Source organism: Streptomyces sp. MUSC 14, from assembly GCF_001866675.1.
Classification (GTDB): Bacteria; Actinomycetota; Actinomycetes; order Streptomycetales; family Streptomycetaceae; genus Streptomyces.
In genome coordinates, this window is sequence record NZ_MLYN01000060.1 from 136,816 (window position 1) to 161,720 (window position 24,905).

29 protein-coding genes and 1 pseudogene are annotated in these 24,905 nt (G+C 71.3%); 15 read left to right on the forward strand and 15 right to left on the reverse strand.

Translation table 11 applies throughout. The annotated features are described in order from the left end of the window. Nucleotide 1 precedes the first annotated feature (1 nt). Nucleotides 2–1,054 carry a PadR family transcriptional regulator gene (locus BIV25_RS34765; protein WP_071376492.1) on the forward strand — a complete coding sequence of 351 codons (1,053 nt, stop codon included), beginning with the start codon at nucleotides 2–4 and terminating at the stop codon, nucleotides 1,052–1,054. A gap of 60 nt (nucleotides 1,055–1,114) precedes the next feature. On the opposite strand, the gene BIV25_RS34770 is transcribed toward BIV25_RS34765, so the two are convergent. The 4 genes from BIV25_RS34770 to BIV25_RS34785 all read right to left on the reverse strand — a co-directional run bounded on the left by BIV25_RS34770 (nucleotide 1,115) and on the right by BIV25_RS34785 (nucleotide 4,312). Beyond that, nucleotides 1,115–1,651 (reverse strand): Clp protease N-terminal domain-containing protein, encoded by a 537-nt coding sequence (locus BIV25_RS34770; RefSeq protein WP_071376493.1) that lies wholly within the window; start codon nucleotides 1,649–1,651, stop codon nucleotides 1,115–1,117. Continuing rightward, nucleotides 1,651–1,860, reverse strand: coding sequence for a helix-turn-helix domain-containing protein (locus BIV25_RS34775; RefSeq protein ID WP_071376494.1), 210 nt, complete (start codon nucleotides 1,858–1,860; stop codon nucleotides 1,651–1,653). The genes BIV25_RS34770 and BIV25_RS34775 overlap by 1 nt, the downstream gene beginning before the upstream one ends. A gap of 85 nt (nucleotides 1,861–1,945) precedes the next feature. Next, entirely contained in the window at nucleotides 1,946–2,911 is a 966-nt protein-coding gene (locus tag BIV25_RS34780) for a zinc-binding dehydrogenase (protein ID WP_071376495.1), read from the reverse strand. Between the two features lie 177 nt (nucleotides 2,912–3,088). After that, nucleotides 3,089–4,312, reverse strand: a complete 1,224-nt coding sequence (locus BIV25_RS34785) for an NADP-dependent malic enzyme (protein ID WP_071376496.1) — start codon at nucleotides 4,310–4,312, stop codon at nucleotides 3,089–3,091. A gap of 602 nt (nucleotides 4,313–4,914) precedes the next feature. Between BIV25_RS34785 and BIV25_RS34790 the strand changes: the two genes are divergently transcribed. The 3 genes from BIV25_RS34790 to BIV25_RS34800 are packed head-to-tail and all read left to right on the forward strand — an operon-like array spanning nucleotide 4,915 to nucleotide 7,649. Continuing rightward, on the forward strand, nucleotides 4,915–5,877 hold the full coding sequence (locus BIV25_RS34790; protein WP_071376497.1) for an ABC transporter substrate-binding protein: 963 nt from the start codon (nucleotides 4,915–4,917) through the stop codon (nucleotides 5,875–5,877). Nucleotides 5,878–5,913: 36 nt separating this feature from the next. Further along, a complete protein-coding gene (locus BIV25_RS34795; protein ID WP_071376498.1) occupies nucleotides 5,914–6,846 on the forward strand; it encodes an amino acid ABC transporter permease in 933 nt (310 codons plus the stop codon). After that, nucleotides 6,843–7,649, forward strand: a complete 807-nt coding sequence (locus tag BIV25_RS34800; RefSeq protein ID WP_371273097.1) for an amino acid ABC transporter ATP-binding protein — start codon at nucleotides 6,843–6,845, stop codon at nucleotides 7,647–7,649. The genes BIV25_RS34795 and BIV25_RS34800 overlap by 4 nt, the downstream gene beginning before the upstream one ends. A 63-nt stretch (nucleotides 7,650–7,712) precedes the next feature. On the opposite strand, the gene BIV25_RS34805 is transcribed toward BIV25_RS34800, so the two are convergent. Next, nucleotides 7,713–8,471, reverse strand: a complete 759-nt coding sequence (locus BIV25_RS34805) for a trans-aconitate 2-methyltransferase (RefSeq protein WP_071376499.1) — start codon at nucleotides 8,469–8,471, stop codon at nucleotides 7,713–7,715. 106 nt (nucleotides 8,472–8,577) lie between these two features. Here BIV25_RS34805 and BIV25_RS34810 point away from each other — a divergent pair, with 106 nt between their 5' ends. Next, the gene (locus BIV25_RS34810) at nucleotides 8,578–9,210 is read left to right on the forward strand and encodes an ABATE domain-containing protein (RefSeq protein WP_071376500.1); all 633 of its coding nucleotides are present in this window, start codon (nucleotides 8,578–8,580) and stop codon (nucleotides 9,208–9,210) included. On the opposite strand, the gene sodX is transcribed toward BIV25_RS34810, so the two are convergent. Beyond that, complete coding sequence (gene sodX / locus BIV25_RS34815; protein WP_071376577.1) at nucleotides 9,114–9,548, reverse strand: nickel-type superoxide dismutase maturation protease; 435 nt, start codon at nucleotides 9,546–9,548, stop codon at nucleotides 9,114–9,116. The genes BIV25_RS34810 and sodX overlap by 97 nt on opposite strands. A gap of 145 nt (nucleotides 9,549–9,693) precedes the next feature. Here sodX and sodN point away from each other — a divergent pair, with 145 nt between their 5' ends. Beyond that, on the forward strand, nucleotides 9,694–10,089 hold the full coding sequence (gene sodN / locus BIV25_RS34820) for a superoxide dismutase, Ni (RefSeq protein ID WP_071376501.1): 396 nt from the start codon (nucleotides 9,694–9,696) through the stop codon (nucleotides 10,087–10,089). 171 nt (nucleotides 10,090–10,260) lie between these two features. On the opposite strand, the gene BIV25_RS53480 is transcribed toward sodN, so the two are convergent. Then, nucleotides 10,261–10,677, reverse strand: coding sequence for a hypothetical protein (locus BIV25_RS53480; RefSeq protein WP_071376502.1), 417 nt, complete (start codon nucleotides 10,675–10,677; stop codon nucleotides 10,261–10,263). Nucleotides 10,678–10,815: 138 nt separating this feature from the next. Continuing rightward, nucleotides 10,816–11,047, reverse strand: a pseudogene (locus BIV25_RS53485) (XRE family transcriptional regulator); the annotation flags it as partial. A gap of 216 nt (nucleotides 11,048–11,263) precedes the next feature. Here BIV25_RS53485 and BIV25_RS34830 point away from each other — a divergent pair. After that, complete coding sequence (locus BIV25_RS34830) at nucleotides 11,264–11,695, forward strand: hypothetical protein (protein ID WP_143076744.1); 432 nt, start codon at nucleotides 11,264–11,266, stop codon at nucleotides 11,693–11,695. A gap of 205 nt (nucleotides 11,696–11,900) precedes the next feature. Here BIV25_RS34830 and BIV25_RS34835 read toward each other — a convergent pair whose 3' ends face one another. Next, entirely contained in the window at nucleotides 11,901–12,128 is a 228-nt protein-coding gene (locus tag BIV25_RS34835; protein WP_071376504.1) for a hypothetical protein, read from the reverse strand. A 17-nt stretch (nucleotides 12,129–12,145) separates the two neighbouring features. Further along, the gene (locus BIV25_RS34840) at nucleotides 12,146–13,300 is read right to left on the reverse strand and encodes an inorganic phosphate transporter (protein ID WP_071376505.1); all 1,155 of its coding nucleotides are present in this window, start codon (nucleotides 13,298–13,300) and stop codon (nucleotides 12,146–12,148) included. 157 nt (nucleotides 13,301–13,457) lie between these two features. Here BIV25_RS34840 and BIV25_RS34845 point away from each other — a divergent pair, with 157 nt between their 5' ends. The 3 genes from BIV25_RS34845 to BIV25_RS34855 all read left to right on the forward strand — a co-directional run bounded on the left by BIV25_RS34845 (nucleotide 13,458) and on the right by BIV25_RS34855 (nucleotide 15,333). Beyond that, nucleotides 13,458–13,859 (forward strand): helix-turn-helix transcriptional regulator, encoded by a 402-nt coding sequence (locus BIV25_RS34845; RefSeq protein WP_071376506.1) that lies wholly within the window; start codon nucleotides 13,458–13,460, stop codon nucleotides 13,857–13,859. A 75-nt stretch (nucleotides 13,860–13,934) separates the two neighbouring features. Next, complete coding sequence (locus tag BIV25_RS34850) at nucleotides 13,935–14,351, forward strand: VOC family protein (RefSeq protein ID WP_071376507.1); 417 nt, start codon at nucleotides 13,935–13,937, stop codon at nucleotides 14,349–14,351. A gap of 220 nt (nucleotides 14,352–14,571) precedes the next feature. Continuing rightward, nucleotides 14,572–15,333 carry a VOC family protein gene (locus BIV25_RS34855; RefSeq protein ID WP_071376508.1) on the forward strand — a complete coding sequence of 254 codons (762 nt, stop codon included), beginning with the start codon at nucleotides 14,572–14,574 and terminating at the stop codon, nucleotides 15,331–15,333. 219 nt (nucleotides 15,334–15,552) lie between these two features. On the opposite strand, the gene BIV25_RS34860 is transcribed toward BIV25_RS34855, so the two are convergent. The 3 genes from BIV25_RS34860 to BIV25_RS34870 all read right to left on the reverse strand — a co-directional run bounded on the left by BIV25_RS34860 (nucleotide 15,553) and on the right by BIV25_RS34870 (nucleotide 18,864). Continuing rightward, the gene (locus tag BIV25_RS34860; RefSeq protein ID WP_071376509.1) at nucleotides 15,553–15,885 is read right to left on the reverse strand and encodes a DUF952 domain-containing protein; all 333 of its coding nucleotides are present in this window, start codon (nucleotides 15,883–15,885) and stop codon (nucleotides 15,553–15,555) included. A 263-nt stretch (nucleotides 15,886–16,148) separates the two neighbouring features. Then, nucleotides 16,149–17,345: a family 2 encapsulin nanocompartment cargo protein polyprenyl transferase gene (locus tag BIV25_RS34865; protein WP_071376510.1), complete on the reverse strand. Its 1,197-nt coding sequence runs from the start codon at nucleotides 17,343–17,345 to the stop codon at nucleotides 16,149–16,151. Between the two features lie 112 nt (nucleotides 17,346–17,457). Then, nucleotides 17,458–18,864, reverse strand: coding sequence for a family 2B encapsulin nanocompartment shell protein (locus tag BIV25_RS34870; RefSeq protein WP_071376511.1), 1,407 nt, complete (start codon nucleotides 18,862–18,864; stop codon nucleotides 17,458–17,460). 279 nt (nucleotides 18,865–19,143) lie between these two features. Here BIV25_RS34870 and BIV25_RS34875 point away from each other — a divergent pair, with 279 nt between their 5' ends. Continuing rightward, nucleotides 19,144–19,782 (forward strand): N-acetylmuramoyl-L-alanine amidase, encoded by a 639-nt coding sequence (locus tag BIV25_RS34875; RefSeq protein WP_071376512.1) that lies wholly within the window; start codon nucleotides 19,144–19,146, stop codon nucleotides 19,780–19,782. After that, a complete protein-coding gene (locus BIV25_RS34880) occupies nucleotides 19,779–20,678 on the forward strand; it encodes a 1-aminocyclopropane-1-carboxylate deaminase/D-cysteine desulfhydrase (RefSeq protein WP_071376513.1) in 900 nt (299 codons plus the stop codon). The genes BIV25_RS34875 and BIV25_RS34880 overlap by 4 nt, the downstream gene beginning before the upstream one ends. Here BIV25_RS34880 and BIV25_RS34885 read toward each other — a convergent pair. Next, complete coding sequence (locus BIV25_RS34885) at nucleotides 20,675–22,270, reverse strand: Na+/H+ antiporter (RefSeq protein ID WP_071376514.1); 1,596 nt, start codon at nucleotides 22,268–22,270, stop codon at nucleotides 20,675–20,677. The genes BIV25_RS34880 and BIV25_RS34885 overlap by 4 nt on opposite strands. 61 nt (nucleotides 22,271–22,331) lie before the next feature. Between BIV25_RS34885 and BIV25_RS34890 the strand changes: the two genes are divergently transcribed. The 3 genes from BIV25_RS34890 (at nucleotide 22,332) to BIV25_RS34900 (ending at nucleotide 24,404) form a co-directional block, all read left to right on the forward strand. After that, nucleotides 22,332–22,592 carry a UBP-type zinc finger domain-containing protein gene (locus BIV25_RS34890; protein WP_071376515.1) on the forward strand — a complete coding sequence of 87 codons (261 nt, stop codon included), beginning with the start codon at nucleotides 22,332–22,334 and terminating at the stop codon, nucleotides 22,590–22,592. A gap of 262 nt (nucleotides 22,593–22,854) precedes the next feature. After that, the gene (locus BIV25_RS34895; RefSeq protein ID WP_031163342.1) at nucleotides 22,855–23,271 is read left to right on the forward strand and encodes an anti-sigma regulatory factor; all 417 of its coding nucleotides are present in this window, start codon (nucleotides 22,855–22,857) and stop codon (nucleotides 23,269–23,271) included. Between the two features lie 20 nt (nucleotides 23,272–23,291). Beyond that, on the forward strand, nucleotides 23,292–24,404 hold the full coding sequence (locus BIV25_RS34900) for an RNA polymerase sigma factor SigF (protein WP_177235517.1): 1,113 nt from the start codon (nucleotides 23,292–23,294) through the stop codon (nucleotides 24,402–24,404). Between the two features lie 41 nt (nucleotides 24,405–24,445). Here BIV25_RS34900 and BIV25_RS34905 read toward each other — a convergent pair whose 3' ends face one another. Next, nucleotides 24,446–24,901, reverse strand: coding sequence for a hypothetical protein (locus tag BIV25_RS34905; protein ID WP_071376516.1), 456 nt, complete (start codon nucleotides 24,899–24,901; stop codon nucleotides 24,446–24,448). Between the last annotated feature and the right edge of the window lie 4 nt (nucleotides 24,902–24,905).

Consider the following 24,905-nt stretch of genomic DNA (forward strand, 5'->3'; position numbering starts at 1 on the left):
CATGCCCCCCGTCTTCGCCCACGGGCGCCTCCGCCTGTACCTGCTCAAGCTGCTCGACGAGGCCCCGCGTCACGGCTACGAGGTGATCAGGCTCCTGGAGGAACGCTTCCAGGGGCTCTACGCCCCCTCGGCGGGCACGGTCTACCCCCGCCTGGCCAAGCTGGAGGCCGAGGGCCTGGTCCGGCACGCCACGGAGGGCGGCCGCAAGGTCTACTCCATCACCGACGCGGGCCGCGCCGAACTGGCCGATCGCAGCGGCGAGTTGGCCGACCTGGAGCTGGAGATCCGCGAGTCCGTCGCGGAGCTGGCGGCCGAGATCAGGGCCGATGTGCGCGGCGCGGCCGGTGACCTGCGCCGCGAGATGCGCGCGGCCGCCACCGAGGCCCGCCAGGGCGCACGGACGGGCGCGGCGGGCCCGTCCGGGGAGTACGCGGGCGGCGACAAGGAGTCCTGGCGTGCCGCCAAGGAGGAGATGCGCCGGGCCAAACAGGAGTGGAAGGAGCAGGCCCGCCGTGCCAAGGACGAGAGCCGCCGGGCCCGCGAGGAGGCCCAGCGGGCCCGCCACCAGGCCCAGGAGGCGCAGACGCGGGCGCGGGCCCAGGCGCAGGAGGAGATGCAGCGCATCGCCCGCCACGTCCAGGACCGCGTCCAGGACCACTTCACGCGCGGCGACTGGCCGACCGGCGTCCGCGAGGGCCTGACCGAACTGGCCAAGGAGTTCGGCGACTTCGGCAAGGAGTGGAGCAAGGGCCTCGGCAAGGAGCGGGGCTTCACCCGCACCCCGGAGGACACGGCGCGGCCCACCACCCCGGCACCCGACTACATCGCGCCGGCCGAGGAATTCCCGGTCGAGTACGAACCCTCCTGGTCCCACGAGGACTTCACCGGAGACCCGGCCCGCGACCTGGACCGCCTGCTGGACCGCTTCCGCGACGACATCCGCGACACGGCCCGCGACCACGGAGTCACCACCGACCAACTCCGCGAGACCCGTCGGCACCTGTCCACGGCAGCGGCGCGCATCGCCGCCCTGCTGCACCAGCCGAAGCCCTGACGGAGCCCCCGGCCGGAGGGGCGCCCCGAGGAGGCCCGCCCCTCCGGCCGGGCAAGGCCGTCACAGCACGCCCTGCACCGTCTCGTACGTCACCCCGTGATCCGCCAGGACCTCGCCCGCGACCCCGGGACGGATCGTCAGGGACAGCAGGATGTGTTCGTCGCCGATACGGCCGTCGCGGCGGCCGACGGCACTGCGCAGGGCGCCCTCCAGGACGTCCTTCGCGCCCCGGTCGAAGGAGCGCCGGCCCGGCCATCGGCCCCGGTCCGCACGGCTGCCGGACATCGCACCGACGCCGTGCGTCTCCTCGACCCGGGAGACGATCTCGGACACGTCGATCCCGAGCCCCGCGAGCGCGTCCGTGTCGGCCCGCGACAGCCCGGCACGCCGCCGCGCCTCGTCCAGCGCCTCCCGCACGGAGGCCTTGCGCTGCGCGAGCCCGAGCGCGGCCAGCGCGGTCGACGCACGGCCGCCGTCCCGGTCGAGAAGGGCGAGCAGCAGATGCTCGGCGCCCACCCTCCGCTCCCCCGCACGTTCGCAGTGGCCGACCGCGCCCTCGACGACCTCGCGGGCGTCCCTGGTGAAGCGCTCGAACATCACTGCCTCCCGTGCTTCTTATGAACGGCCTGCCTGCTGACACCCAGCTCCGCGGCGATCTCCTGCCACGACCAGCCCTGATTGCGCGCACTGCGCACCTGCACCGCCTCCAGCTGCTCCAGCAGCCTGCGCAATGCGGCGACGGCCCGCAGTCCCACCCGAGGGTCGCGGTCACCGGCACGCTCGGCGAGATCGGTTGCATCGGTCATGATGTCAACTTACATTGACACGGCTGCCACGTCAACCGACGTTGACACGGTAGCCGTGTCGTAACGGTCGACCGACCGGCCGGACTCAGGAATTGGTCAGCACGATCTTCCCGAACTGCTCGCCCGACGCCAGCCGCTCGAAGCCCTCACGGGCCCGGTCCAGCGGCAGCTCCTCGTCGATGACGGGCCGTACGCCGGTCGCGGCGCAGAAGGAGAGCAGGTCCTCCAGCTCCTCCTTGGTGCCCATGGTCGAGCCGACGACCTTCAGCTCCAGGAAGAAGATCCGGGTCAGCTCGGCGTGCGAGGGCCGGTCACCGCTCGTCGCCCCGGAGATGACGATCGTCCCGCCGGGCCGCAGCGACTTCACCGAGTGCGACCAGGTGGCCGCGCCCACGGTCTCGATCACGGCGTCCACCCGCTGCGGCAGCCGCGCCCCCGACTCCACGGCCTCCACGGCCCCCAGTTCCAGGGCCCGCTTCCGCTTCGCCTCGTCCCGGCTGGTGGCGAAGACGCGCAGCCCCGCCGCCTTGCCGAGCACGATGGCAGCCGTGGCGACCCCGCCGCCCGCGCCCTGCACGAGGACCGAGTCGCCGGGCCGTACCCCGGCGTTGGTGAACAGCATCCGGTACGCCGTGAGCCACGCGGTGGGCAGACAGGCCGCCTCGGCGAAGGACAGCTCCTTGGGCTTGGGCAGCACGTTCCAGGTCGGTACGGCGACCTGTTCGGCGAAGGTGCCCTGGTAGCGCTCCGTGAGGATGGAGCGCGGCTCGTCCGGGCCGACGCCGTGTCCGGTCTGGCCGATGACGGAGTGCAGGACGACCTCGTTGCCGTCCGCGTCGACCCCGGCGGCGTCGCAGCCGAGGATCATCGGCAGCCGGCCCTCGGGGAGGCCGACGCCGCGCAGGGACCAGAGGTCGTGGTGGTTGAGGGAGGCGGCGCGCACATCGATCGTGCTCCAGCCGGGCCGGGCCTCGGGAGCCGGACGCTCCCCCAACTCAAGGCCGGTGAGCGGCTGGTCGCGGTCGATTCGGGCGGCGTAGACAGCGAACATGGGCCCGACGATAGGTGCGTGGATCAGCCGAGGGAACCAGGCGCCCCTGTGACACATCCCCTCTTGCACACCGGCACCCGTGCGGCGCAGGCCACGCGCCGACGTCGTACGGAGCCCCTCTGACACGACTGGCCCCGCCTCAGCAGGCGGGGCCAGTCGTGTCAGCAGGGGTGCGGCTCAGAGACGCGCGACCCCTTCGGCGCGGGCGGCCGCGGCCACCGCCGCGGTCACCGCCGGGGCGACCCGCTCGTCGAACGGCGACGGAATCACGTAGTCGGCGGCGAGGTCGTCACCCACCACGGCGGCCAGCGCCTCGGCGGCGGCGATCTTCATGCCCTCGGTGATCCGGGTGGCCCGCACCTGGAGCGCGCCCGCGAAGATGCCCGGGAACGCCAGCACGTTGTTGATCTGGTTCGGGAAGTCCGAGCGCCCGGTGGCGACGACCGCCGCGTACTTGTGCGCGACGTCCGGGTGCACCTCGGGGTTCGGGTTGGCCATCGCGAACACGAAGGCGCCCTCGGCCATGGAGGCCACGGCCGCCTCGGGCACCGTACCGCCGGAGACGCCGATGAAGACGTCGGCGCCCGCGAGGGCGTCCTCCAGCGTGCCGGTGATGCCCGCCTTGTTGGTGAAGCCGGCCACCTCGCGCTTGACCGGGGTGAGGTCCCCCCGGTCGGCCGAGATGACGCCCTTGCGGTCCGTGAGGGCCACGTCCCCGATGCCGGCCCCGATCAGCATCTTGGCGATGGCCACACCCGCCGCGCCGGCGCCCGAGATGACGGCCCGCAGGTCGCCGATCTCCCGGCCGCTCAGCTTCGCCGCGTTGCGCAGCGCCGCGAGCGTCACGACGGCCGTGCCGTGCTGGTCGTCGTGGAAGACCGGGATGTCGAGGCGCTCCTGGAGCTGCTTCTCGATCTCGAAGCACCGGGGCGCCGAGATGTCCTCCAGGTTCACGCCGCCGAAGGACGGGGCGAGCCGGACGACGGTCTCGACGATCTCGTCCACGCCCGTGCAGTCGAGCGCGATCGGGACCGCGTCGACGCCGCCGAACTGCTTGAAAAGGATCGCCTTGCCCTCCATCACGGGGAGGGAGGCCTGGGGACCGATGTCCCCGAGCCCGAGCACGGCCGTACCGTCGGTCACGACGGCGACCACGTTGGACTTCCACGTGTAGTCGTTGACCAGCTCCGGCTGCTCCGCGATCGCGGTGCACACGCGCGCGACGCCGGGCGTGTACGCGAGGGAAAGGTCGTCCTTGTCACGGACCGGCACGGTGGCCTGCACGGCCATCTTGCCGCCGCGGTGCAGCGCGAACGCGGGATCGAAGGACTCGAGGGGCTCGGCCCCGGTGTCCTGATCCGTATTGCTGTCGCTGCGAGGATTGACGATCTCCGCTGCCACTTTGTCTTACCCCTTAGGTATGCATGGTTTGAGGGTCGACCACTCCTGGTGAGGGGTGGGCGGGCACCGCGTACGGCCCGATTGCTGATACGTACGAGCACATACGCGACGGGCGCGCCGCACACGCGCCCTGAGCCCCGGATGAGGGGTGTAAAGAACCTTCTTACCGGACGGACGGTGCTCACGACGAGTCCATTAGGTCCAAGGTCACATCTGACAACCAGAGAGCCACACGCGGATGACACGAGGCTGACGTCCGCCCCAAGAGCGCGCCGCCGGGCCCGCGACCGGGCACACAGCCGGGCGCACAGCCACTGCTACGCGGGTAGATGCATTGACCACATCGTGAGATATGCCGAAGATTTTCCGGCGTAAGTGCTGGATTTCCGCAGATGGTCCGGCAGCCAACGACCGTTGCTGTACCGACCTGATGCGGTTCGGGGGGTCACCCGTTATGCGATTTTGACATAGTCGCCACCTCGCATGGCGCAGTCCGAATGGCAAGATGCCGTAAACCCGCGAGGTCGTGACACCCGAAGGTGTGTGTTCCAGTCGACCCATCGGTACTTCTTCATCTCTTCCCATCCGCCGGAGGATCCACGATGACCGCACGTTCCACCCGTCGCACCACTGCCGCGCACTCCCGTCTGGCCGCGGTGGGCGCGATCGCGGTCGCAGGCGCCCTGCTGGTCACCGGCTGCGGGGACCAGACGAAGGACAAGAGCAAGGACTCCGGCAGCGGCTCCTCCGTCGCCGGCGCCCCGCTCGGCAGCAAGCTCCCGGCCGACATCCGGAACAAGGGCGAGATAAAGGTCGGATCGGACATCGCGTACGCCCCCGTGGAGTTCAAGGACTCGTCCGGCAACGTCACCGGCCTCGACCCCGACCTCGCGGCCGCCATGGGCAAGCAGCTCGGCGTGAAGCTGACGTTCGAGAACGGCACCTTCGACGGCCTGCTCACCGGTCTGCGCTCGGGCCGCTACGACATCGCGATGTCCGCGATGACGGACAACAAGAACCGCCAGCAGGGCGTCGACCCCGACACGGGCAAGAAGGTCGGCGAGGGCGTCGACTTCGTGGACTACCTGACCGCCGGCGTCTCGATCTACACGCGCAAGGGTGACACCCAGGGCATCACCGGCTGGGCGGACCTGTGCGGCAAGAAGATCGCCGTCGAGCGCGGCACCGTCTCGGAGGACCTGGCCAAGCAGGAGGCCAAGAAGTGTCCGGGCGGCAAGAAGCTCTCCATCGAACCCTTCGACGACGACCAGCAGTCCCAGACCCGGCTGCGCTCGGGCGGCGTGGACGCCGCCTCCTCCGACTTCCCGGTGGCCGCGTACGCGGTGAAGACCTCCGGCGGCGGCAAGGACTTCCAGACCGTCGGCCAGCAGGTCGAGGCGGCCCCGTACGGCATCGCCGTCTCCAAGGAGGCCACGCAGCTGCGCGACGCGCTCCAGGCCGCGATGAACGCGATCATCAAGAACGGCGAGTACGCGAAGATCCTCCAGAAGTGGGGCGCCCAGGACGGCGCCGTCAAGCAGTCCGTGATCAACGGCGGCAAGTGACCCGCGCAGACAAGCGGCCACCGAGAGGCAACACCCGTGACTGACAACGAGAAGACGGCCGGGGCGGCGCCCGCGGCCCGCCCGGAGGCCGTCAAGGCCATCCCGGTCCGGCACTACGGACGCTACGTCACCGCCGTCGTGGCCATCGCGATCCTCGTCGCGATCATCTACGCGTTCGGCCAGGGCAAGATCAACTGGCATGCGGTGCCGGAGTACTTCTTCGACCACCGGATCATGACCGGTGTCGGCAAGACCCTCCTGCTGACCGTCCTGTCGATGCTGATCGGCATCGTCGGCGGCATCGTCCTCGCGATCATGCGGCTGTCGAGGAACCCGGTGACCTCGTCGATCGCCTGGTTCTACATCTGGTTCTTCCGCGGCACCCCGGTCCTGGTCCAGCTGTTCCTCTGGTTCAACCTGGGCCTGGTCTTCGAGTACATCAACCTGATGCCGTTCTACAAGGACTACTGGTCGAACTTCATGACGCCGCTGCTGACGGCGCTGCTCGGCCTGGGTCTGAACGAGGCGGCGTACATGGCCGAGATCTGCCGGGCGGGCCTGCTCGCGGTGGACGAGGGCCAGACCGAGGCGGCCCACGCGCTCGGCATGAGCCACGCCAAGACCCTGCGCCGGGTGATCATCCCGCAGGCGATGCGCGTGATCGTGCCGCCCACGGGCAACGAGGTCATCAACATGCTGAAGACGACCTCGCTCGTGGCGGCCGTCCAGTATCCCGAGCTGTTCCGCTACGCCCAGGACATCGGCCAGAACTCCGGCGCCCCGGTGGAGATGTACTTCCTCGCCGCGGCCTGGTACCTGATCATGACCTCGATCCTGAGCGTCGGGCAGTACTACATCGAGCGGTACTACGCCCGCGGCTCCAGCCGCAGCCTGCCGCCGACCCCGTGGCAGAAGGTGAAGGCCAACATGTTCTCGCTGGGCCGGCCGAAGGGAGCGGTGAGCGCATGAGCGACAAGCTGAACAAGGCCGAGGGCGCCGCCGTGAAGAGCGGCGTCCCGATGGTCAGGGCGCAGGGCGTGCACAAGTCCTTCGGCCACGTCGAGGTGCTCAAGGGCATCGACCTGGAGGTGAAGCCGGGCGAGGTGTTCTGCCTCATCGGCCCCTCAGGCTCCGGCAAGAGCACCTTCCTCAGGTGCATCAACCATCTTGAGAAGATCAACGCCGGCCGGCTGTACGTCGACGGCGAGCTGGTCGGCTACCGCCAGCAGGGCGACAAGCTGTACGAGCTGCGCGACCGTGAGGTCGCCCTGAAGCGCCGGGACATCGGCATGGTCTTCCAGCGCTTCAACCTGTTCCCGCACATGACGGCCGTGGAGAACGTCATGGAGGCGCCGGTCCAGGTCAAGGGGGCCGGCAAAGCGCAGGCCAAGGAGCGGGCCATGCAACTGCTGGAGCGCGTGGGCCTGGCCGACCGGGCCGGGCACTACCCCTCGCAGCTCTCCGGCGGCCAGCAGCAGCGGGTGGCGATCGCCCGGGCGCTCGCGATGGATCCGAAGCTGATGCTGTTCGACGAGCCCACCTCGGCCCTGGACCCGGAGCTGGTCGGTGACGTCCTGGACGTCATGCGCGACCTCGCCGAGTCCGGCATGACGATGGTCGTCGTCACCCACGAGATGGGCTTCGCCCGCGAGGTGGGCGACAGCCTGGTGTTCATGGACGAGGGCGTGGTGGTCGAATCCGGCCATCCCCGGGACGTCCTGACCAACCCTCAGCACGAGCGGACGCAGTCGTTCCTGTCCAAGGTGCTGTGAGCAGGTGACGCGGCGAGGGGCGGTACGGATCTCCCGTACCGCCCCTCTTCGCCTGTACGCGGCCTACTTCACGGCGAGCAGCAACGTGTCCGACGGCGAGCACCACACCGCCCGCGCCTCGCCGAAGCCCTGCCGCAGCAGCGTGCGCGCATGCCAGGCGGCCGAGGGTGTGTCGCCTTCGGCGTGCTCGCCGTAGATCTCGAAGCGACGGGCGGTGGGCTCCGCGAGCACCGGGTCGGCCGCCGCCAGCTGCCACCACTCGGCCCAGTCGACGACGCCGTCCCGCTTGGCCTGATCCATCCGGGCATGCCGCTGGGCGCGCTCGGCCGCGTTGATCCGGGGCGTGGCCTCGTCGATCATGTGGTCCGCGTTCAAGAAGACACCGCCGTCGCGGACCAGCCCCGCGACCTGACCGTAGAGGGCCGCGAGGGGTTCACTGTGCAGCCAGTGCAGGGCCGTGGCGGTGAGGACGGCGTCGTAGGAGTCGTACGGCAGCTTCGCCGGCCACGCGGGGTCCTTGAGGTCGGCGGTGACGAAGGAGGCCCGCGCGTCGCCCGCGAAGGTGCCGCGCGCGATCGCGAGCAGGGCCGGGTCGAGGTCGACGCCGGTGCTGGTCGCCTCCGGGAAGCGGGCCAGCAGCCGGGCGGTGATGCTGGCGGTGCCGCACGCGAGGTCGAGGACCCGCGGGGCCGTCCCGACCAGCGCCTCGACCATGTCGAGCATGATCCGGAACCGTTCCTCGCGGTCCGGCATGTACCACTCCTGCTGCCGGTCCCAGCTCTGCTGCCAGGCGGCCCACTCGGTTCCCGTGGTCGTCGTCATCGGATCCGTCCCCCTTGCCCACAAGGCGTGCGTAATACCCTGGATGCACGACCGGCTGTTACCCGACCGCAGACACGACCATAGAGCGCCCCGGTAAGGACTACAAGTGGAACTGGCCTATTACTCGGATTACGCCGTCCGTCTCGTCAACAGCGAGGAGCCGGCGCGGGGGAAGGACTCCCTGACCTCGGTCGAGGCCGTCCGCGATCTGTTCGGCGCCGGCAACTCCTCCACGGCCCGGCGCGCCACCGACGCCGACGTCACCCGCTTCCGCTCGGTACGGGCGCGGCTGCGCGCCGTCTTCGAGGCGGCGGACCAGGGCGACGAGACGCTCGCCGTGGACCTGCTGAACTCGCTGCTCCTGGAGTTCCCGGTCAGCCCGCAGGTCTCCGGGCACGACGTCCGGGACGAGGACGGCCGACCGCTGTGGCACATGCACCTGGCCGACCACCCGTCCAACCCCACCGCGGGCTACGCGGCCATCGCGGCGATGGGGCTGGCCTTCCACCTCACCGAGTACGGCGTCGACCGCCTGGGCCTGTGCGAGGCGGCCCCGTGCCGCAACGCCTACCTCGACACCTCCACCAACCGCTCCCGGCGCTACTGCTCGGACCGCTGCGCGACCCGCGCCAACGTCGCCGCCTACCGGGCCCGCAAGCGCCTGGAGGCCGACCGGTCGGGCAGCAGCGGCCGCGCGGCCGAGAAGGCCCAGCGCGCCAGCGCCAGCGGCGAGCGCTGACCGGCGGGCCGCGGCCGGTACCTGAAGTACGCCTTGCCCAGGACCAGTTCGTCCGGCACGATCCCGTAGTCGGTGCTGTCCCCGCCCGCGTAGGGGTTGTCCCCGAGCACCCACCAGCCGCCCTCGCGCCGTTCCACGGCCCGCTTGACGACGAGCAGGTCCTGCTGGAACGGATGCCGCAGCACGACGACGTCCCCCGGCCGTACCAGCGCCCCGTACCGCAGCAGCAGCCGGTCCCCGTGGCGGAGCGTGGGCACCATGGACGGTCCCGTCACCTCGGCCAGCCCGAACGGCGGCCCGGCCCTCCCCCGTTCGGTCTCCTGTGACAGCTCCGGCATCCCCGGCACCTCCCCGGTCCGTTCCTCCACCAGTCTCAGTCTGACCCTGGACTTTTGTCCTAAGCCCTAGGGGGCACCCGAGAAATCGCCTTCCTCAGGGAGTAATGTCGCACCTGAGAAGACGATCACGAGGAAGGAATGCTCCATGCTTTCCCGCCTGTTTGCCCCCAAGGTCAAGGTCAGCGCCCACTGCGACCTGCCCTGCGGCGTGTACGACCCGGCCCAGGCCCGCATCGAGGCGGAGTCGGTGAAGGCCGTGCAGGAGAAGATGGCCGCCAACGACGACGCCCACTTCCAGGCGCGTGCCACCATCATCAAGGAACAGCGCGCGGAGCTCGCGAAGCACCACGTCTCCGTGCTGTGGAGCGACTACTTCAAGGCCCCGCACTTCGAGAAGTACCCGGAGCTGCACCAGCTGGTCAACGACACCCTGAAGGCCCTGTCGGCCGCCAAGGCGTCGACCGACCCGGCGACCGGCCAGAAGGCCCTGGACTACATCGCCCAGATCGACAAGATCTTCTGGGAGACGAAGAAGGCGTGATCTCCTCTTACGCCCTCTGACCTGCGATTTCTTTTGTTGCAGTGTCTACCTGTCCGCACCCGGTCCGCAGGCCGCCGAACACGGCGTCCATGACGGTCCGGGTGCGGTCTTCTTCGCCCGGCCACAGGTGGGCGTAGATCCGCAGCGTGCTGAGCGGCGGAGGCCACGGGCTTACGGCCCTCGCGCTCGGCTGTCGAGTGGCTCGCCCTCCTCCATGGCGAACAGCCGCTCCCTGGCGGGGCGTGCGGCGAGGGGCACAAGGAGCGCGTCGGTGACGACCACGCCGGCCGGGACGGTGCGCCGCGACTCGGCGGTCTTCGGCGGACCGATCGTCCAGGACTGGAGGCGCCGCCGCTCGACGCCGAGGGTGCCGGCCTCGATGTCGACGTCCGGCACATCGAGGCCGAGCAGCTCGCCTGTGTGCAACCCCGATCCGGCGAGCGTGACGACGGCCGCGCGGAAAGGTGATCCGGCGGTCTTCGGCGGACCGATCGTCCAGGACTGGAGGCACTGCCGCTCGACACCGAGGGTGCCGGCCTCGATGTCGACGTCCGGCACATCGAGGCCGAGCAGCTCGCCTGTGTGCAACCCCGATCCGGCGAGCGTGACGACGGCCGCGCGGAAAGGTGATCCGGCGGCACGGGCCGGCCGGGACGACCTTGTATCGCCGCCATGGCACGGGAGCCGAGCCCCGGGACCGGGTGCGGCCGTAGTGCGTTGTCAGTGATGCGCTCCGATGTACTCGGCAGTCGCGACCATCGCCCGATGGAGGCGGTCCTGGGCGTCACGGGACTCGTAGTACGCCTCGACAGCCTCCTGGCCGAGGCGCCGCCCCTCAAAGGTCGACGCCCCTCCAGCGGCGGCGACACCAGCCCTTCGAGAGGCAGCTCGAAGCGCTGGGGAAGCCGAGGGCTTCATCGGCATTGACGCGGCGCCGCGGGTCGCCGTTCTCGATCCGCTGCCGGCTCAAGACCGAAACGACTCTGTCGGGACCACGGTCCCGGGGGATGGTGGCACCCCATCGCGGACCTGGCCCGCACCAGCGGGCTGACGTCCGACAGGATTGGGTGCGCTGAACTCCCGTCACCGGTCAGTGACACGACAGCTGGCGGGAGACGCCGAAGCTCCTGCCACCGGCATTCCTGTAGCGCGTCAACGCACGGAGGAGACTGCTGTGTACGGAAGTAGATCCCAACTGTTCCGGCGTATGGGCTGTTCTGTCCTGGTCCTGGCAGTCTTCGCGATGGTGGGGCTGCACTTCTGGAACCGTTTGGAGCGTTCGCACAGTGAAGACGCCTCCGTGATGGACGGCTCGCGAGGGGAAAGCGTCATCGTGAGCGACAACGGTCGTACGATCGGCGCGGTCGAGAGCTGGGGTTCGTGCGAGAACCGCCCTCACGTCGAAGCCCACGAATCCACTCACGCCGTGACACTGCTGCTGAAACGCACGTGGCCTCTGTGGGGAGGACGTGGCGACGAGGTCACCTGCCGCCACAACGCCGGTGAGAAGATCAGCGTCCACCTGGACGCTCCACTTGGCGACAGGACGTTGACCGACAGGTTCACCGGGCGCCCTGTCCCCTTCAGGACCGCCCCCCTGACGTGATCATCAGCGATGCCCGCAACCACTGCTTCCCCAAGGGTGCGAACGCTCTACTGGACTGAGGCGCCCGACATCCTCAACACCTTGGGTGTGTCGCTGGAGAACGTCACCTGATGCGAGGACGTGCTTGGCTTTCTCTCTTGTTGAGATGGCTGACAAGGGGCCCGGCCGGTTCGCCGGCCGGGCCCCTGTTTGTCCGCACGCCGGCTCAGTGGAACTGGGGCACGATCAAGTAGATCCCGTACGCCACCACCGCCGCGCAGGCGAGGAAGCACAGGCCTGCCTGGGCGCGGCCGGCGGCGCCGCCTGCGCCGTCGCGCGCGGCGTCGGCGCGGGACAGGCCGAGGACGCCGAAGGTGAAGACGACGACCACGGCGACCGTGACGCCGAGGCTGACCGCGGCCACGCGGCCGAGGGCGGACCAGTCGACATGCATGGGGGACTCCCGGGGGTTCAGGCGGCCGTGCCGACCTTGGTCGGGGCCGAGGTGCGAAGGGTGACCTCGTGGTGGTCGTTGACGTTGTCGGCCCGCACCGGGTTACGGCGCGACGCGGCGACGATGACCCCGGCGAGGGCCAGGGCGACCAGCGCGATCACGGCCGTACCGGCGTCGCCGCCGTGCTTGACGACGCTCGCCGCGAGGCCGCCGACCAGCGCCGCCGCGGGCAGCGTGATCAGCCAGGCCAGCACCATGCGGCCGGCCACGCCCCAGCGGACCTCCGCGAGCCGGCGGCCCAGGCCCGCGCCGAGGATGCTGCCGGAGGCGACCTGCGTGGTGGACAGCGCGAAGCCGAGGTGGGCCGAGGTGAGGATCACCGCCGTGGACGCGGTCTCGGCCGCAAAGCCCTGCGGGGACTGGATCTCCGCGAGGCCCTTGCCCATGGTGCGGATGATCCGCCAGCCGCCCAGGTACGTGCCGAGGCCGATGGCCACGCCCGCCGCGCCGATCACCCACACCGGCGGGCCCGCGTCATGGCCGAGCGCGCCCGCCGAGATCAGGGTCAGCGTGATGACGCCCATGGTCTTCTGCGCGTCGTTCGTGCCGTGGGCGAGCGAGACCAGCGAGGCGGAGGCGATCTGGCCGAGCCGGAAGCCCTTCGTCACCGAGTCCTGGCGGGCGCGGGCGCTGAGCCTGTAGGCGAGGTAGGTGGCGACCAGCGCCGCCACACCGGCCACCACCGGGGAGACCACCGCGGGCAGGAGCACCTTCTCGACAACCTTGTCGAGGTGCACGCCGTGGGAGCCCGCGCCGACCCAGACCGCGCCGATCAGACCGCCGAAGAGGGCGTGGGAGGAGCTGGAGGGGAGTCCCGCGAGCCAGGTCACCAGATTCCACAGGATCGCCCCGACCAGCCCCGCGAAGATCATCGCTGGGCTGACCAGCGTGTCGTCCACGATGCCGCCGGAGATCGTCTTCGCGACCTCGGTGGACAGGAAAGCGCCGACGATGTTGAGGACCCCGCTGACCAGGACCGCTATACGCGGCTTGAGCGCACCGGTGGCGATGGAGGTGGCCATCGCGTTCGCGGTGTCGTGGAATCCGTTCGTGAAGTCGAACGCCAGAGCCGTGACGATGACGACCGCCACGAGGAACGTGATGTGGTCCATTCCGTAAGGCTGACAAGGGCAGGCCAATGCACGGAGAACTGAAGGCGAACGGCGTGTCGAAGATGGGGGACTCTGTTGTGCGCTCGTGTGTGGAAACGTCGTATCTCCCGGTGTCAGTGCCCTGTGCCAGGCTGTGAACGCGACCATGGAGGCATCGATGACCGTCCTGGAGGACCTCAGACGGCTGCGCCGCGTGCGCGACCGGATGGACCGTGAGTACGCCGAACCGCTCGACATGACCGAGCTGGCCCGGGGCGCCCACATGTCCCCGGGCCACTTCCAGCGCAGCTTCCGCAAGGCCTTCGGCGAGACGCCGTACAGCTATCTGATGACCCGCAGGATCGAGCGGGCGAAGGCGCTGCTGCGCCGGGGCGACCTCACGGTGACCGAGGTGTGCCTCGCCGTGGGCTGTACGTCGCTCGGCTCCTTCAGCTCCCGCTTCACCGAGCTGGTCGGGCAGACACCGAGCGCCTACCGCGCCCGGGACCACGAGGAGAGCGCGGTGATCCCGTCCTGCGTGGCCCGTACGTTCACCCGCCCGCGCCGCAGACCGTACTGACCCCCGGCGCCCCGGCGTCCGCCCCGCCGCACCGAGGCCCGCGCGCCCGCGCCCGCGCGGGCCTAGCGTGAGGTCATGGACGTGAAACTCAAGCAGTGCTTCATCTCGGTGGACGACCACGACAAGGCGCTCGCCTTCTACCGCGACGTGCTCGGCCTGGAGGTCCGCAACGACGTGGGCTTCGAGGGCATGCGCTGGGTAACGCTGGGCTCGCCGCTCCAGCCGGACGTCGAGATCGTGCTGGAGCCGCCGGGCGCGAACCCCGACGCCTCCCCCGCCGACCGGCAGGCGATGGCCGAACTGCTCGCCAAGGGCATGCTCCGGGGCGTCATCTTCACGACCGAGGATTGCGACGCCCTGTACGAGCGGGTGCGCGAGTCCGGCGCCGACGTGCTCCAGGAGCCGACGGACCAGCCGTACGGGGTGCGCGACTGTGCCTTCCGCGACCCGGCGGGCAACCAGCTGCGCTTCCTCCAGCGGCCCGCGGAGTAGGCGACGGCAGCGGGCACGGGATTCCCGGCGGCGGTGCGGGAGTTCACGCCTGGGGGATGTTGTCCGGATCAGGTCGGACGTGCGGAACGGCACCTGCCGGCCGACCCGAGCGGGATCATGGGTGGGGTCCCCGCGCTGGGGGCGCCCCCCTCTGGGGGAGTGCGTGCCGGCTCCCGCGACGCCGGGATGATCCGAAACAACGCCCCCTGGACTCCGGAACATGATCATTCGCTGGACGTACGTCTTCGCCGACCGTCCCGCCGGCCGGCTGTCCGAGGCCCGCGCCTTCTGGACCTCGGTCACCGGCACCCGGCCGTCCGAACCCCGGGGCGAGCGGGGCGAGTTCCTGACCCTGCTGCCGGACCCGGCCACCGGGGCGGACGCGTGCGTGAAGCTCCAGGAGGTCACCGAGGGGGACGGCGGCGCCCATCTCGACCTGTGCGTGGAGGACGTACGGGAGGCCGCCGCGGCGGCCCGCGCCCTCGGTGCGGAACCGGTCGGGGACCACGGCGACCGGGCCGTACTGCGCTCCCCCGCCGGGCAGTTGTTCTGCCTGGTGTCCTGGTACGGCGAGGCGGTACGGCCGCCCGTGGTGGCGGGCAGCCGGCTGGACCAGGTCTGCCTCGACATCCCGCCGTCCGCGTACGCCGCCGAGTCGGGCTTCTGGGCCGCGCTGACGGGCTGGGAGCGGCTGGCGGGGTCCCGGCCGGAGTTCGAGACGCTGCGGCCGCCGGCGGGACTGCCCGTGCGGATCCTGCTCCAGCGGCTCGGCTCCGAGCGACCGGCCGCCGCCCACCTCGACCTCGCCTGCGCGGACATCCCCACGGTCCGTGCCCGGCACGGGGAGCTGGGGGCCGTTCCGGTGTCGCACGGCCCGCACTGGTCGGTGATGCGCGACCCGGCCGGCGGCGTCTACTGCCTGACCGGCCGCGACCCGGAGACGGGCGCTCTGCCGGCCGCTCAGCGGGACGACACCGCGTAGAGGCGTACGCCCGCGGCGTGCCCGGATGCCGTGACCCGGTCGGCCTGCGCCGCGCCCGGCGCGGGCGAGGCGAGGCGACGGGCCCGTTCCGCCGGTTGTACGCCCCGCCGGGCCGGGCATCCTCCTGGGAGCGCGAGCGGGGACCTCCGCCGCCCGGCCACGGCGGCCGCCCGGACCGTCACGCCCCGGTGCCACCGCCGGCGCGCACCCCCGTGCCCCTCACCCCCAGGGCTCCACCTCCACCACCGCGTCGACGGGCAGCGGCCCGTACACGTGCGGGAACTCCTCGCCGTCCGGCTCCATCGCCTCGTACTTCACCGGCACGCCGACCAGGGCCTGGTCCACGACGAGCACGACCAGCTCGTCCGGGCCGTCGTAGTGGCCGTAGAGGAAGGCGGCGATGCGCGGGAGCTGTTCGCGCGTGGAGAAGTGGATGAAGCCCTCTTCCTGGAGGGTGCGGCCGCGTGTGGACACCTCGTAGCTGCCGCGCTCGCGGGCCGCTTCCCACAGGGAGCGTTCGGTGATGTGGAAGATGGGGGGCAGTTTCGGCATGCGCTCACGGTACGGCGTCGGCGCTCCGGGACCATGCGGCTGTCCGTCGCCCCGCGCATGGCGGCGGGCCCCGCACACTGTGGGGATGTGCGGGGACCGCCTGACCGGAGCCCCGGTCGCCGCACGGGGTCAGGAGCCGTACGGCGACCGGGGTCCGGGGTCTTTCCGGCTGCCGCCACGTGGGCGCGACCAGCCACGACGGCGCCGCAGCCGACCGCCGGCACCTCCCGACGCCTCCCCCCGACGGCGCCTCCGGCGGAGCGCTACGCGCTGCGCCGGGTCACGAACTCGGCGAGCGCCAGCAGGCCTTCCGCCGCCTCCGGGTCGGGGACCGCGCGGGCCAGCTCCTGCATGGCGCGGGCCATCCGGTCGGCCGCCTCGGTCTGCGCCCAGTCCCGGCCGCCGGCCCGCTCCACGGCCAGCGCCGTCCGCGCGATGCCGTCGGCGTCCCCGGTGACATACGGCGTGGCGTACAGCTCGGTCAGCTCCGCCGCCGCCTCCGTACCGGACGCGAGCGCCGCCACGACCGGCAGCGACTTCTTCCGGGCCGCGAGGTCCGCCCCGGCCGGCTTCCCGGTGCGCCGCGGGTCACCCCATATGCCGATGACGTCGTCGATCAGCTGGAAGGCGAGCCCGGCCTGGCGGCCGAAGTCGTCCAGCGCGGCCACCTCGTGGGGCCCGGCGCCCGCGTACAGCGCGCCGAGGGCGCAGGCGCAGCCCAGCAGCGCCCCGGTCTTCGACTCGGCCATGGCCAGCACCTCGTCGAGGGTGACCTCGTCCGGTGCGCGGTGTTCCAGGTCCGTGTCGGTGTGCTCCCCGGCGCACAGCTCCACCACGCAGCTCGCGAGCCGGGCCGCGGCCGGGCCGCCGACCGGGTGCGGGTCCTCGGCGAGCAGCCGCAGGGCCAGGGCCAGCAGGGCGTCCCCGGCGAGGATCGCGTCGGTGTCGCCGAACACCGTCCAGGCCGTGGGGCGGTGCCGGCGGGAGGTGTCCCGGTCCATCACGTCGTCGTGCAACAGCGTGAAGTTGTGGACCAGTTCGACCGCCACCGCCGCCGGGACGGCCGCCGTGCGGGCCGCCGGGCCGCCGAGGGCGGCGGCCGCGGCCAGGACGAGCGCGGGCCTTATGGCCTTGCCGCCACCCGCCGCCGCCGGGCTGCCGTCGACGTGCTGCCAGCCGAAGTGGTAGAGGGCGATGCGGCGCAGGGAGCCGGGCAGCGATTCGAGTGCCGCGCGCAGCTCGGGGTCGACCACGGCCCTGGTGCGCTCCAGCAGCGCCGTCGCCTCATGGCCCTCCGCGCCCTCGGCCCGACCGCCGCCGCCGTTCCCCGCCGTGTCCTGCTCGCTCCGCGCGAGCTGTGCGTCCTGCGTGTCGTGCGTGTCCCCCGGGGCCTCCCCCGCCGTGCCGATGTGCGGCACGGCGGGGGAACGCTCTTCGGTCTCCGTCATGAACTCGGCCATGTCTCCCCCTCGCCAGGTCCCCGGAGGCCGGCGTCGCCGGACCGACCGGGCACGTGTGCCGAGGGCCTACCCGCGCAGGCGGGCGAGAACACGGCCCCGAAGTGCGGAAACGTCACCCCCACCGGCCGATCTCGACGTTCTCCAGTACCCCGAGCGCGTCCGGCACCAGCACCGCGGCCGAGTAGTAGGCCGTCACCAGGTAGTTGATGACGGCCTGTTCGTTGATGCCCATGAACCGCACCGAGAGGCTCGGCTCGATCTCGTCCGGGATGCCCGACTGCCGCAGACCGATGACGCCCTGCTCGTCCTCGCCGGTGCGCATCGCGATGATCGACGTGGTGCGCTGCTCGGTGACCGGGATCTTGTTGCACGGGTAGATCGGCACACCCCGCCAGGTCGGGATGCGGTTGCCGTTGACGTCGACGCTCTCGGGGACCAGGCCCCGCTTGTTCAGCTCGCGCCCGAACGCGGCGATCGCGCGCGGGTGGGCCAGGAACAGCTTGGTGCTGCGGCGGCGGCTGAGCAGCTCGTCCATGTCGTCCGGGCTGGGCACGCCGTCGTGCGGCTGGATCCGCTGGTCGTACTCGCAGTTGTTGAGCAGGCCGAAGTCACGGTTGTTGATCAGCTCGTGCTCCTGGCGCTCCTTGAGCGCCTCGACCGTGAGCCGCAACTGCTGCTCGGTCTGGTTCATCGGCTGGTTGTAGAGGTCGGCCACGCGCGTGTGGATGCGCAGCACGGTCTGGGCGATGCTCAGCTCGTACTCGCGCGGGCTCGGCTCGTAGTCGACGAAGGTGTGCGGGATGTCGGGCTCGCCGGTGTGACCGGCCTTCAGCTCGACCTCCTTCTCGCCGTACTTGTTGGTCGCCTGCTCGGGGATCGAGCGCAGCTGCTCCAGGTGCCCGCGCAGGCTGTCCGAGCGCTCCGCGACCTGCTCGAAATCCTGCCGGCTGAGGATCAGCACAGTGGTGAGGGTGTCCGCGCGGACGGTGAACTCCCAGATGGCGTCCGGGTCCAGCAGCGCCGCCTCGCCGAAGTAGGCGCCGTCGGCGAGGACTCCGAGGACGGCGTCGTCGCCGTAGGGGCCGGTGCCGACCTTCTCGACCCTGCCGTGCGCCAGCAGGTACACCTCGTTGGTCGGGTTGCCGAAGTCGGCGATGACCTCCCCGGGGGCGAAGTCGCGCTGGCGGCAGCGCCGGGCCAGCTCCGACAGCACCTCCTGGTCGTCGTACGCGCGCAGGGCCGGCAGCTCGCCCAGTTCGGCCGGGATGACCTCGACCTGGTCACCCGTCTTCACGAAGGTGATGCGGCCGTCACCGACGGTGTACGCCAGGCGCCTGTTGACGCGGTACGTGCCGCCCTTGAGGTCCACCCACGGGAGCGTACGCAGCAGCCAGCGGGAGCTGATCTCCTGCATCTGCGGAACGGACTTGGTGGTGGTGGCCAGGTTCCGCGCGGCCGCTGTCCCGAGGGACTGCTGCGGCTTGCCCTCTTCCGTGCGGACCTCTTCGCCTACCGACATAAGGAAATGTCCTCCCATGTATGGCTGGTGCCGGATCGCACGGGCACCGGTCTCGGGACCGAGCCTTCCATCACGGAACGTGTCGTCGCCATTACCCGAAAGAGCGGGATTGGATCATCGGACGGCTGGGCATGAAAGGGGACCTTGTACAGCACACAGGCCCTTTCTGCACGTGCAGGCTGTCCGGATCGGCTCGCACAGTGCGCGAGCGATGTGTCCGGGACATCCACTTTTCGGTAGAGGCCCGCTACAGCAAGCAACGAACACGAAGGAGGCGGCATGGCCCCACCCTTGTCCGCGAGCACGTTTCTGGACGTTCTGCGGGCCGAGGGCGTCACGGTCGTCGAGGTCGGCGACTGGCGGCACCACCATCGCAACCACAAGGGCCCGTGGGGTCCGGTGCACGGCGTGATGATCCATCACACGGTGACCCGGGGCAGCGCGCCCACGGTGCAGCTCTGCCGGGACGGCTACCGGGCGCTGCCGGGCCCGCTGTGCCACGGCGTGATCACCAAGGACGGCACGGTCCACCTGGTCGGCTACGGCCGTGCCGATCACGCGGGGCTCGGCGACGACGGCGTGCTGCGCGCGGTGATCGCCGAGCGGGCGCTGCCACCGGACGGCGCGGCGGACACCGACGGCAACCGGCACTTCTACGGCTTCGAGTGCGAGAACCTCGGCGACGGCGCGGACCCCTGGCCGGACGCCCAGCTGGCGGCGATCACGCGCGTGGCCGCGGCGGTGTGCCGACGGCACGGATGGACGGAGCATTCGGTCATCGGGCATCTGGAGTGGCAGCCGGGGAGGGTGGACCCGCGGGGCTTCACGATGGACTGGCTGCGCGCGCGGGTCGGGGAGCGACTGAAGGGGCAGCACCGCCGCGGCCGGGCACCCGCGCCGGGCGACAATGAGGTGTGACCGGCCCCGACTCCCTCGCGCCCCGCCTTCCCTCCCCTCTCCACGAGGTACGGGACGAGCGGTTCGAGCGGCACGGCCTGCGCCTGCTGCTCAAGCGGGACGATCTCATCCACCCGGAGCTGATCGGCAACAAGTGGCGCAAGCTGGTGCCGAACATCGCGGCGGCGGGCGGGCGGCCACTGGTCACCTTCGGCGGGGCCTGGTCCAACCATCTGCGGGCCACCGCCGCCGCGGGCCGCCTGCTCGGGCTGCCGACCACGGGTGTGGTGCGCGGCGAGGAACTGGCCGGGCGCCCGCTCAACCCGTCCCTCGCCCGGTGCGCGGCCCACGGCATGCGACTGCACTTCATCGACAGATCGACGTATCGCCGCAAGACCGAGCCGGAGACCCTGGCCGCGATCCTGCGCGCGGCCGGCGCCGAGGAGGCGTACGTCGTCCCCGAAGGCGGCAGCAACAGCGCGGCCGTGCACGGCTGCCGGGCCCTCGGCGAGGAGCTCCGCGGGCGCACGGACGTCGTGGCTGTCGCCTGCGGCACCGGCGGCACCCTGGCGGGACTCGCCGCGGGACTCTCCCCCGGACAGCGTGCGCTCGGCGTGCCCGTCCTCAGGGGTGGCTTCCTGGAGGGCGACACCGAGGCACTGCAGGAACGTGCCTTCGGCGGCCGAACCGGCGACTGGTCCCTCGACGAACGCTTCCATTTCGGCGGGTACGCGCGCACGACCCCCGAACTGCACGCATTCGCCCGGGACTTCGAGGACCGCCACGGACTGCCCGTCGAACGTCTCTATGTCGCCAAGTTGCTCTACGCCCTTGTCTCCCGCGCGGAAGAAGGTGCCTACGCGCGCGGGACGACGATCACCGCAGTCGTCACCGGACGGCCGTTCCCGGAGGACTAACCCGCCTCCCGGTATGCCGCCGCCTCCTCCAGGTCCAGGCGTCTGAGCAGCGCGCGCAGCATCTCGTCGTCGATGTAGCGGTGGTCGCGGAGCTTGACGAAGACCTCGCGCTCGGCGCTGATCATCTCGCGGGAGAGGCGACGGTACGTCTCGTCCACGGACTCGCCGGTGACGGGGTTGGTCTGGCCGAGGCGCTCCCAGACGGCGTTGCGACGGCGTTCCAGGACCGTGCGCAGGCGGTCGGCGAGCGGCGGTGGAAGGGCGTTGCGCTCGTCGTCGAGGAGGTCGTCGAGGCGCCGCTCGGCGGCCCGGGAGGCCTGCGCCTGGGCGTTGGCCTCGGCGAGCGTCTCGGCCTGCTGGTCACGGCCGGGGAACCTCATCAGGCGGATCAGCGGAGCGAGCGTCAGCCCCTGCACGACCAGCGTGCCGATGACGGTGGTGAAGGTGAGGAAGAGGATCAGGTTCCGCTGCGGGAACGGGGCGCCGCCGTGCACCGTGAGCGGGATCGAGAACGCGATGGCCAGGGACACCACACCGCGCATCGCGGCCCACGACGTCACGACCGGCCCCCGCCAGCCGGGGCTGTCCTCGCGTGCGCGGATGCGGCGGGAGAGCGCACGGGGCAGCAGGGCCGCCGGGAACACCCACACGAACCGGGCCGCGACGACCACGACGAAGACCGCGATCGCGTACCAGGCCGCGTCGGCCCCCCGGTACGCACCGAGCCCCTTGAGCACGGTCGGCAGCTGGAGGCCGATCAGCGCGAAGACCGCCGACTCCAGCAGGAAGGCGACCATCCGCCACACCGCGTCCTCCTGGAGCCGGGTGGCGAAGTCGACCTCCCACGCGCGGTGCCCGAGATAGACCGCGACCACCACGACCGCGAGCACACCGGAGCCGTGCAGCTGCTCGGCGACGCCGTAGGCGACGAACGGGATCAGCAGCGAGAGGGTGTTCTGGAGCAGCGCCTCCTTCAGGTGGGTGCGCAGCCAGTGGATCGGCACCATGAGCACCAGTCCGACGAGCACACCGCCGACGGCGGCCCGCAGGAACTCCCAGAAGCCGCCCGACCAGGTGGCGCCCTCGCCGACGGCCGCGGCGAGGGCCACCTTGTAGGCGGTGATCGCGGTGGCGTCGTTGAGCAGGGACTCGCCCTGGAGGATGGTGGTGATCCGGGACGGCAGCCCGACCCGGCGCGCGATCGCCGCGGCCGCGACGGCGTCGGTCGGCGCGACGACGGCGCCGAGCACCAGCGCGGCGGGCAGCGGCAGCCCGGGGACGACGAGGTAGGCGGCCCAGCCGACGGCGAAGGTCGCGAACAGCACGTACCCGATCGACAGCAGCCCCACGGGCCGCATCTGGGCCCGCAGATCGAGGTACGAGCTCTCGGTGCCCTCCTTGTAGAGCAGCGGGGGCAGCACCAGCGGCAGGACAACCTCGGGGTCCAGTGTGTAGTGCGGGATCCCCGGCACGTACGAGATCGCCAGGCCCACCGCGACCAGCAGCAGGGGCGCCGGCACCGGTGTGCGCCGGGCGGCCCCCGCGATGCCCGCACTGCCCGCCACCAGCAACAGCAGCGGCATCACGTCCATGGTCCTCGCCCGCCCTCGTTTTCCGCGCGGTCACCCGCACACCCGTCGTAATCTGGCAATCATGAAACAGTGCACGCACGCCGACGCGCTGCCGCACCCGGAACCGGAACCGCTCGCCGCGACCTGTCCGGAGTGTCTGCGGGACGGCACGCACCCGGTGCAGCTGCGGTTGTGTCTCACCTGTGGTCACGTCGGCTGCTGCGACTCCTCGCCGGGGCAGCACGCGACCGGGCACCACCGGGAGTCCGGCCACCCGGTCATGCGGACCTTCGAGCCCGGCGAGGACTGGCGGTGGTGCTTCGTGGACCACATCCTCGTGTGACACTGCATGAGGTGGCGGCCGTACGACGGTTCGAGCGTCGGACGCCTGGGTACGTCAACCCGGCGCGCGCTCTTCCCATTTGGGCCCGCAAACCCTCTAGACACGGAGCGTATCCACAGCTTTACTGTGAGTGACGCCAGGGGGTTGGGGTCCCGGGGACAGGACCGTTCGGAGCGCGATAGCGTCACCGCGGAACCACGTACGCGTTACCCCGGGGGGCGACCCTCGGCCCCGTAGAGCTTGTACCACCATGGAGGTGAGGGTGTCCCAGATCGCAGGCGAGCCCACGGCGAATCAGGACTTCGTGGAAGTCCGGCTGCCGGCCGCGGGTGCCTACCTGTCGGTGCTGCGGACGGCCACGGCCGGTCTCGCGGCCCGCTTGGACTTCACCCTGGACGAGATCGAGGACCTGCGCATCGCCGTGGACGAGGCCTGCGCGATCCTCCTCCAACAGGCCGTGCCCGGCTCCGTGCTCAGCTGTGTCTTCCGGCTCGTCGACGACTCGCTGGAAGTCACGGTCGCGGCGCCGACCACGGATGGTCACGCCCCCTCGCGGGACACCTTCGCCTGGACCGTGCTGTCGGCCCTCGCGGGCAAGGTCTCGTCCGCCGTCGACGAGGACAAGACCGTGTCGATCAGCCTCTACAAACAGCGCGGCGCGGGCCCCGGCCCGGCGTGAGGAAGAACGGGGACGGTCCGGTGCGGGACGAAGAGCGCGGCACACGGGAGCTGCCGGCCGGGGACGGGGGTGCCCCCTGGCCGAGCGCAGGCGGGATCTCCGGGGAACTCCCCCGGGACGGTTCGCGGCGCATGGCGGACGGCATCGACGGCATCCCCGAGCAGGCCAGACCACACCCGGTGGACGACTCCGCACGGCCCGGCGGTGCCGGTGCCGCGCAGGGCGCGGCGCCGGCGGAATCCGGCGCCGCAGGCGCCGCCGTCCACGTGGGGGCGAGGGCTCGGGGAAGGGCTACGGGCGGGACGATGAGCGAGCACGAGCGATACGCCGAGGACGACGCGCCGGGCGCGGATGCCGTGCAGGCCGTCCAGCACGGCCCCCAGGACCGCAGCGGGGCGCGGGCTCTCTTCGTCGAGCTGCGCAAGCTGAACGCGGGCAGCCCGGAGTACGCGGAGCTGCGCAACCAGCTGGTCCGTATGCATCTGCCGCTCGTGGAGCACCTGGCGCGCCGCTTCCGCAACCGCGGCGAACCGCTGGACGACCTCACCCAGGTCGCCACGATCGGTCTGATCAAGTCCGTCGACCGGTTCGACCCGGAGCGCGGCGTGGAGTTCTCCACGTACGCCACCCCGACCGTCGTCGGCGAGATCAAACGGCACTTCCGCGACAAGGGCTGGGCGGTGCGCGTGCCGCGCCGGCTCCAGGAGCTGCGCCTCGCACTGACCACGGCGACGGCCGAGCTCTCCCAGCTGCACGGCCGCTCCCCCACGGTCCACGAACTGGCCGAGAAGCTCGCCATCTCCGAAGAGGAGGTCCTGGAGGGCCTGGAGTCCGCGAACGCGTACTCCACGCTGTCCCTGGACGTCCCCGACACGGACGACGAGTCCCCGGCGGTCGCGGACACCCTCGGCGCCGAGGACGAGGCGCTGGAGGGCGTGGAGTACCGCGAGTCCCTCAAGCCGCTGCTGGAGGACCTGCCACCGCGCGAGAAGCGCATCCTGCTGCTGCGCTTCTTCGGGAACATGACGCAGTCGCAGATCGCGCAGGAGGTCGGCATCTCCCAGATGCACGTCTCCCGGCTGCTGGCCCGCACGCTGGCCCAGCTGCGGGAGAAGCTCCTTGTGGAGGAGTGAGCCCGGCCGAGTCTGCCCGGAAGTGAGCCCCGGGCGGTCGGCTATTCGCTCCGGCCCGGTCCCCTGATGCCCAGGGCCCGGGTCGTGGCGGGGTTGACGAGCAGCACCAGCGCCGTGACGGCGACGGCCGCGAGGGCGATGCCGGCCGGGATGGCCACGCTGTCGGCTGTGAGCAGGCTGTAGGCCACCGGCAGCGCCATCAGCTGTGTGATCACCGCCGGGCCGCGGCTCCAGCCGCGCCGCAGCAGCAGACCGCGCGCGGCGAGCAGCGGCAGCAGCGCGAGCACGACGAGGGTGATCCCCAGGGAGATCCCCTGCTGCCGGTCGGAGGCGTCACCGGAGATCCCGAGGACGATCATCCACAGGCCGCCGGCCACCAGGCCGAGGCCCTCCAGCGCGGCGAGCACGGCAGCGTAGGTCAGCCGGCTCGGACGCGGTCCGGCGTCGGCTTCGGTGGTGTCCGCGGCTTCCTCGGCGGCTTTCTGCTCACTGCTCACCCCA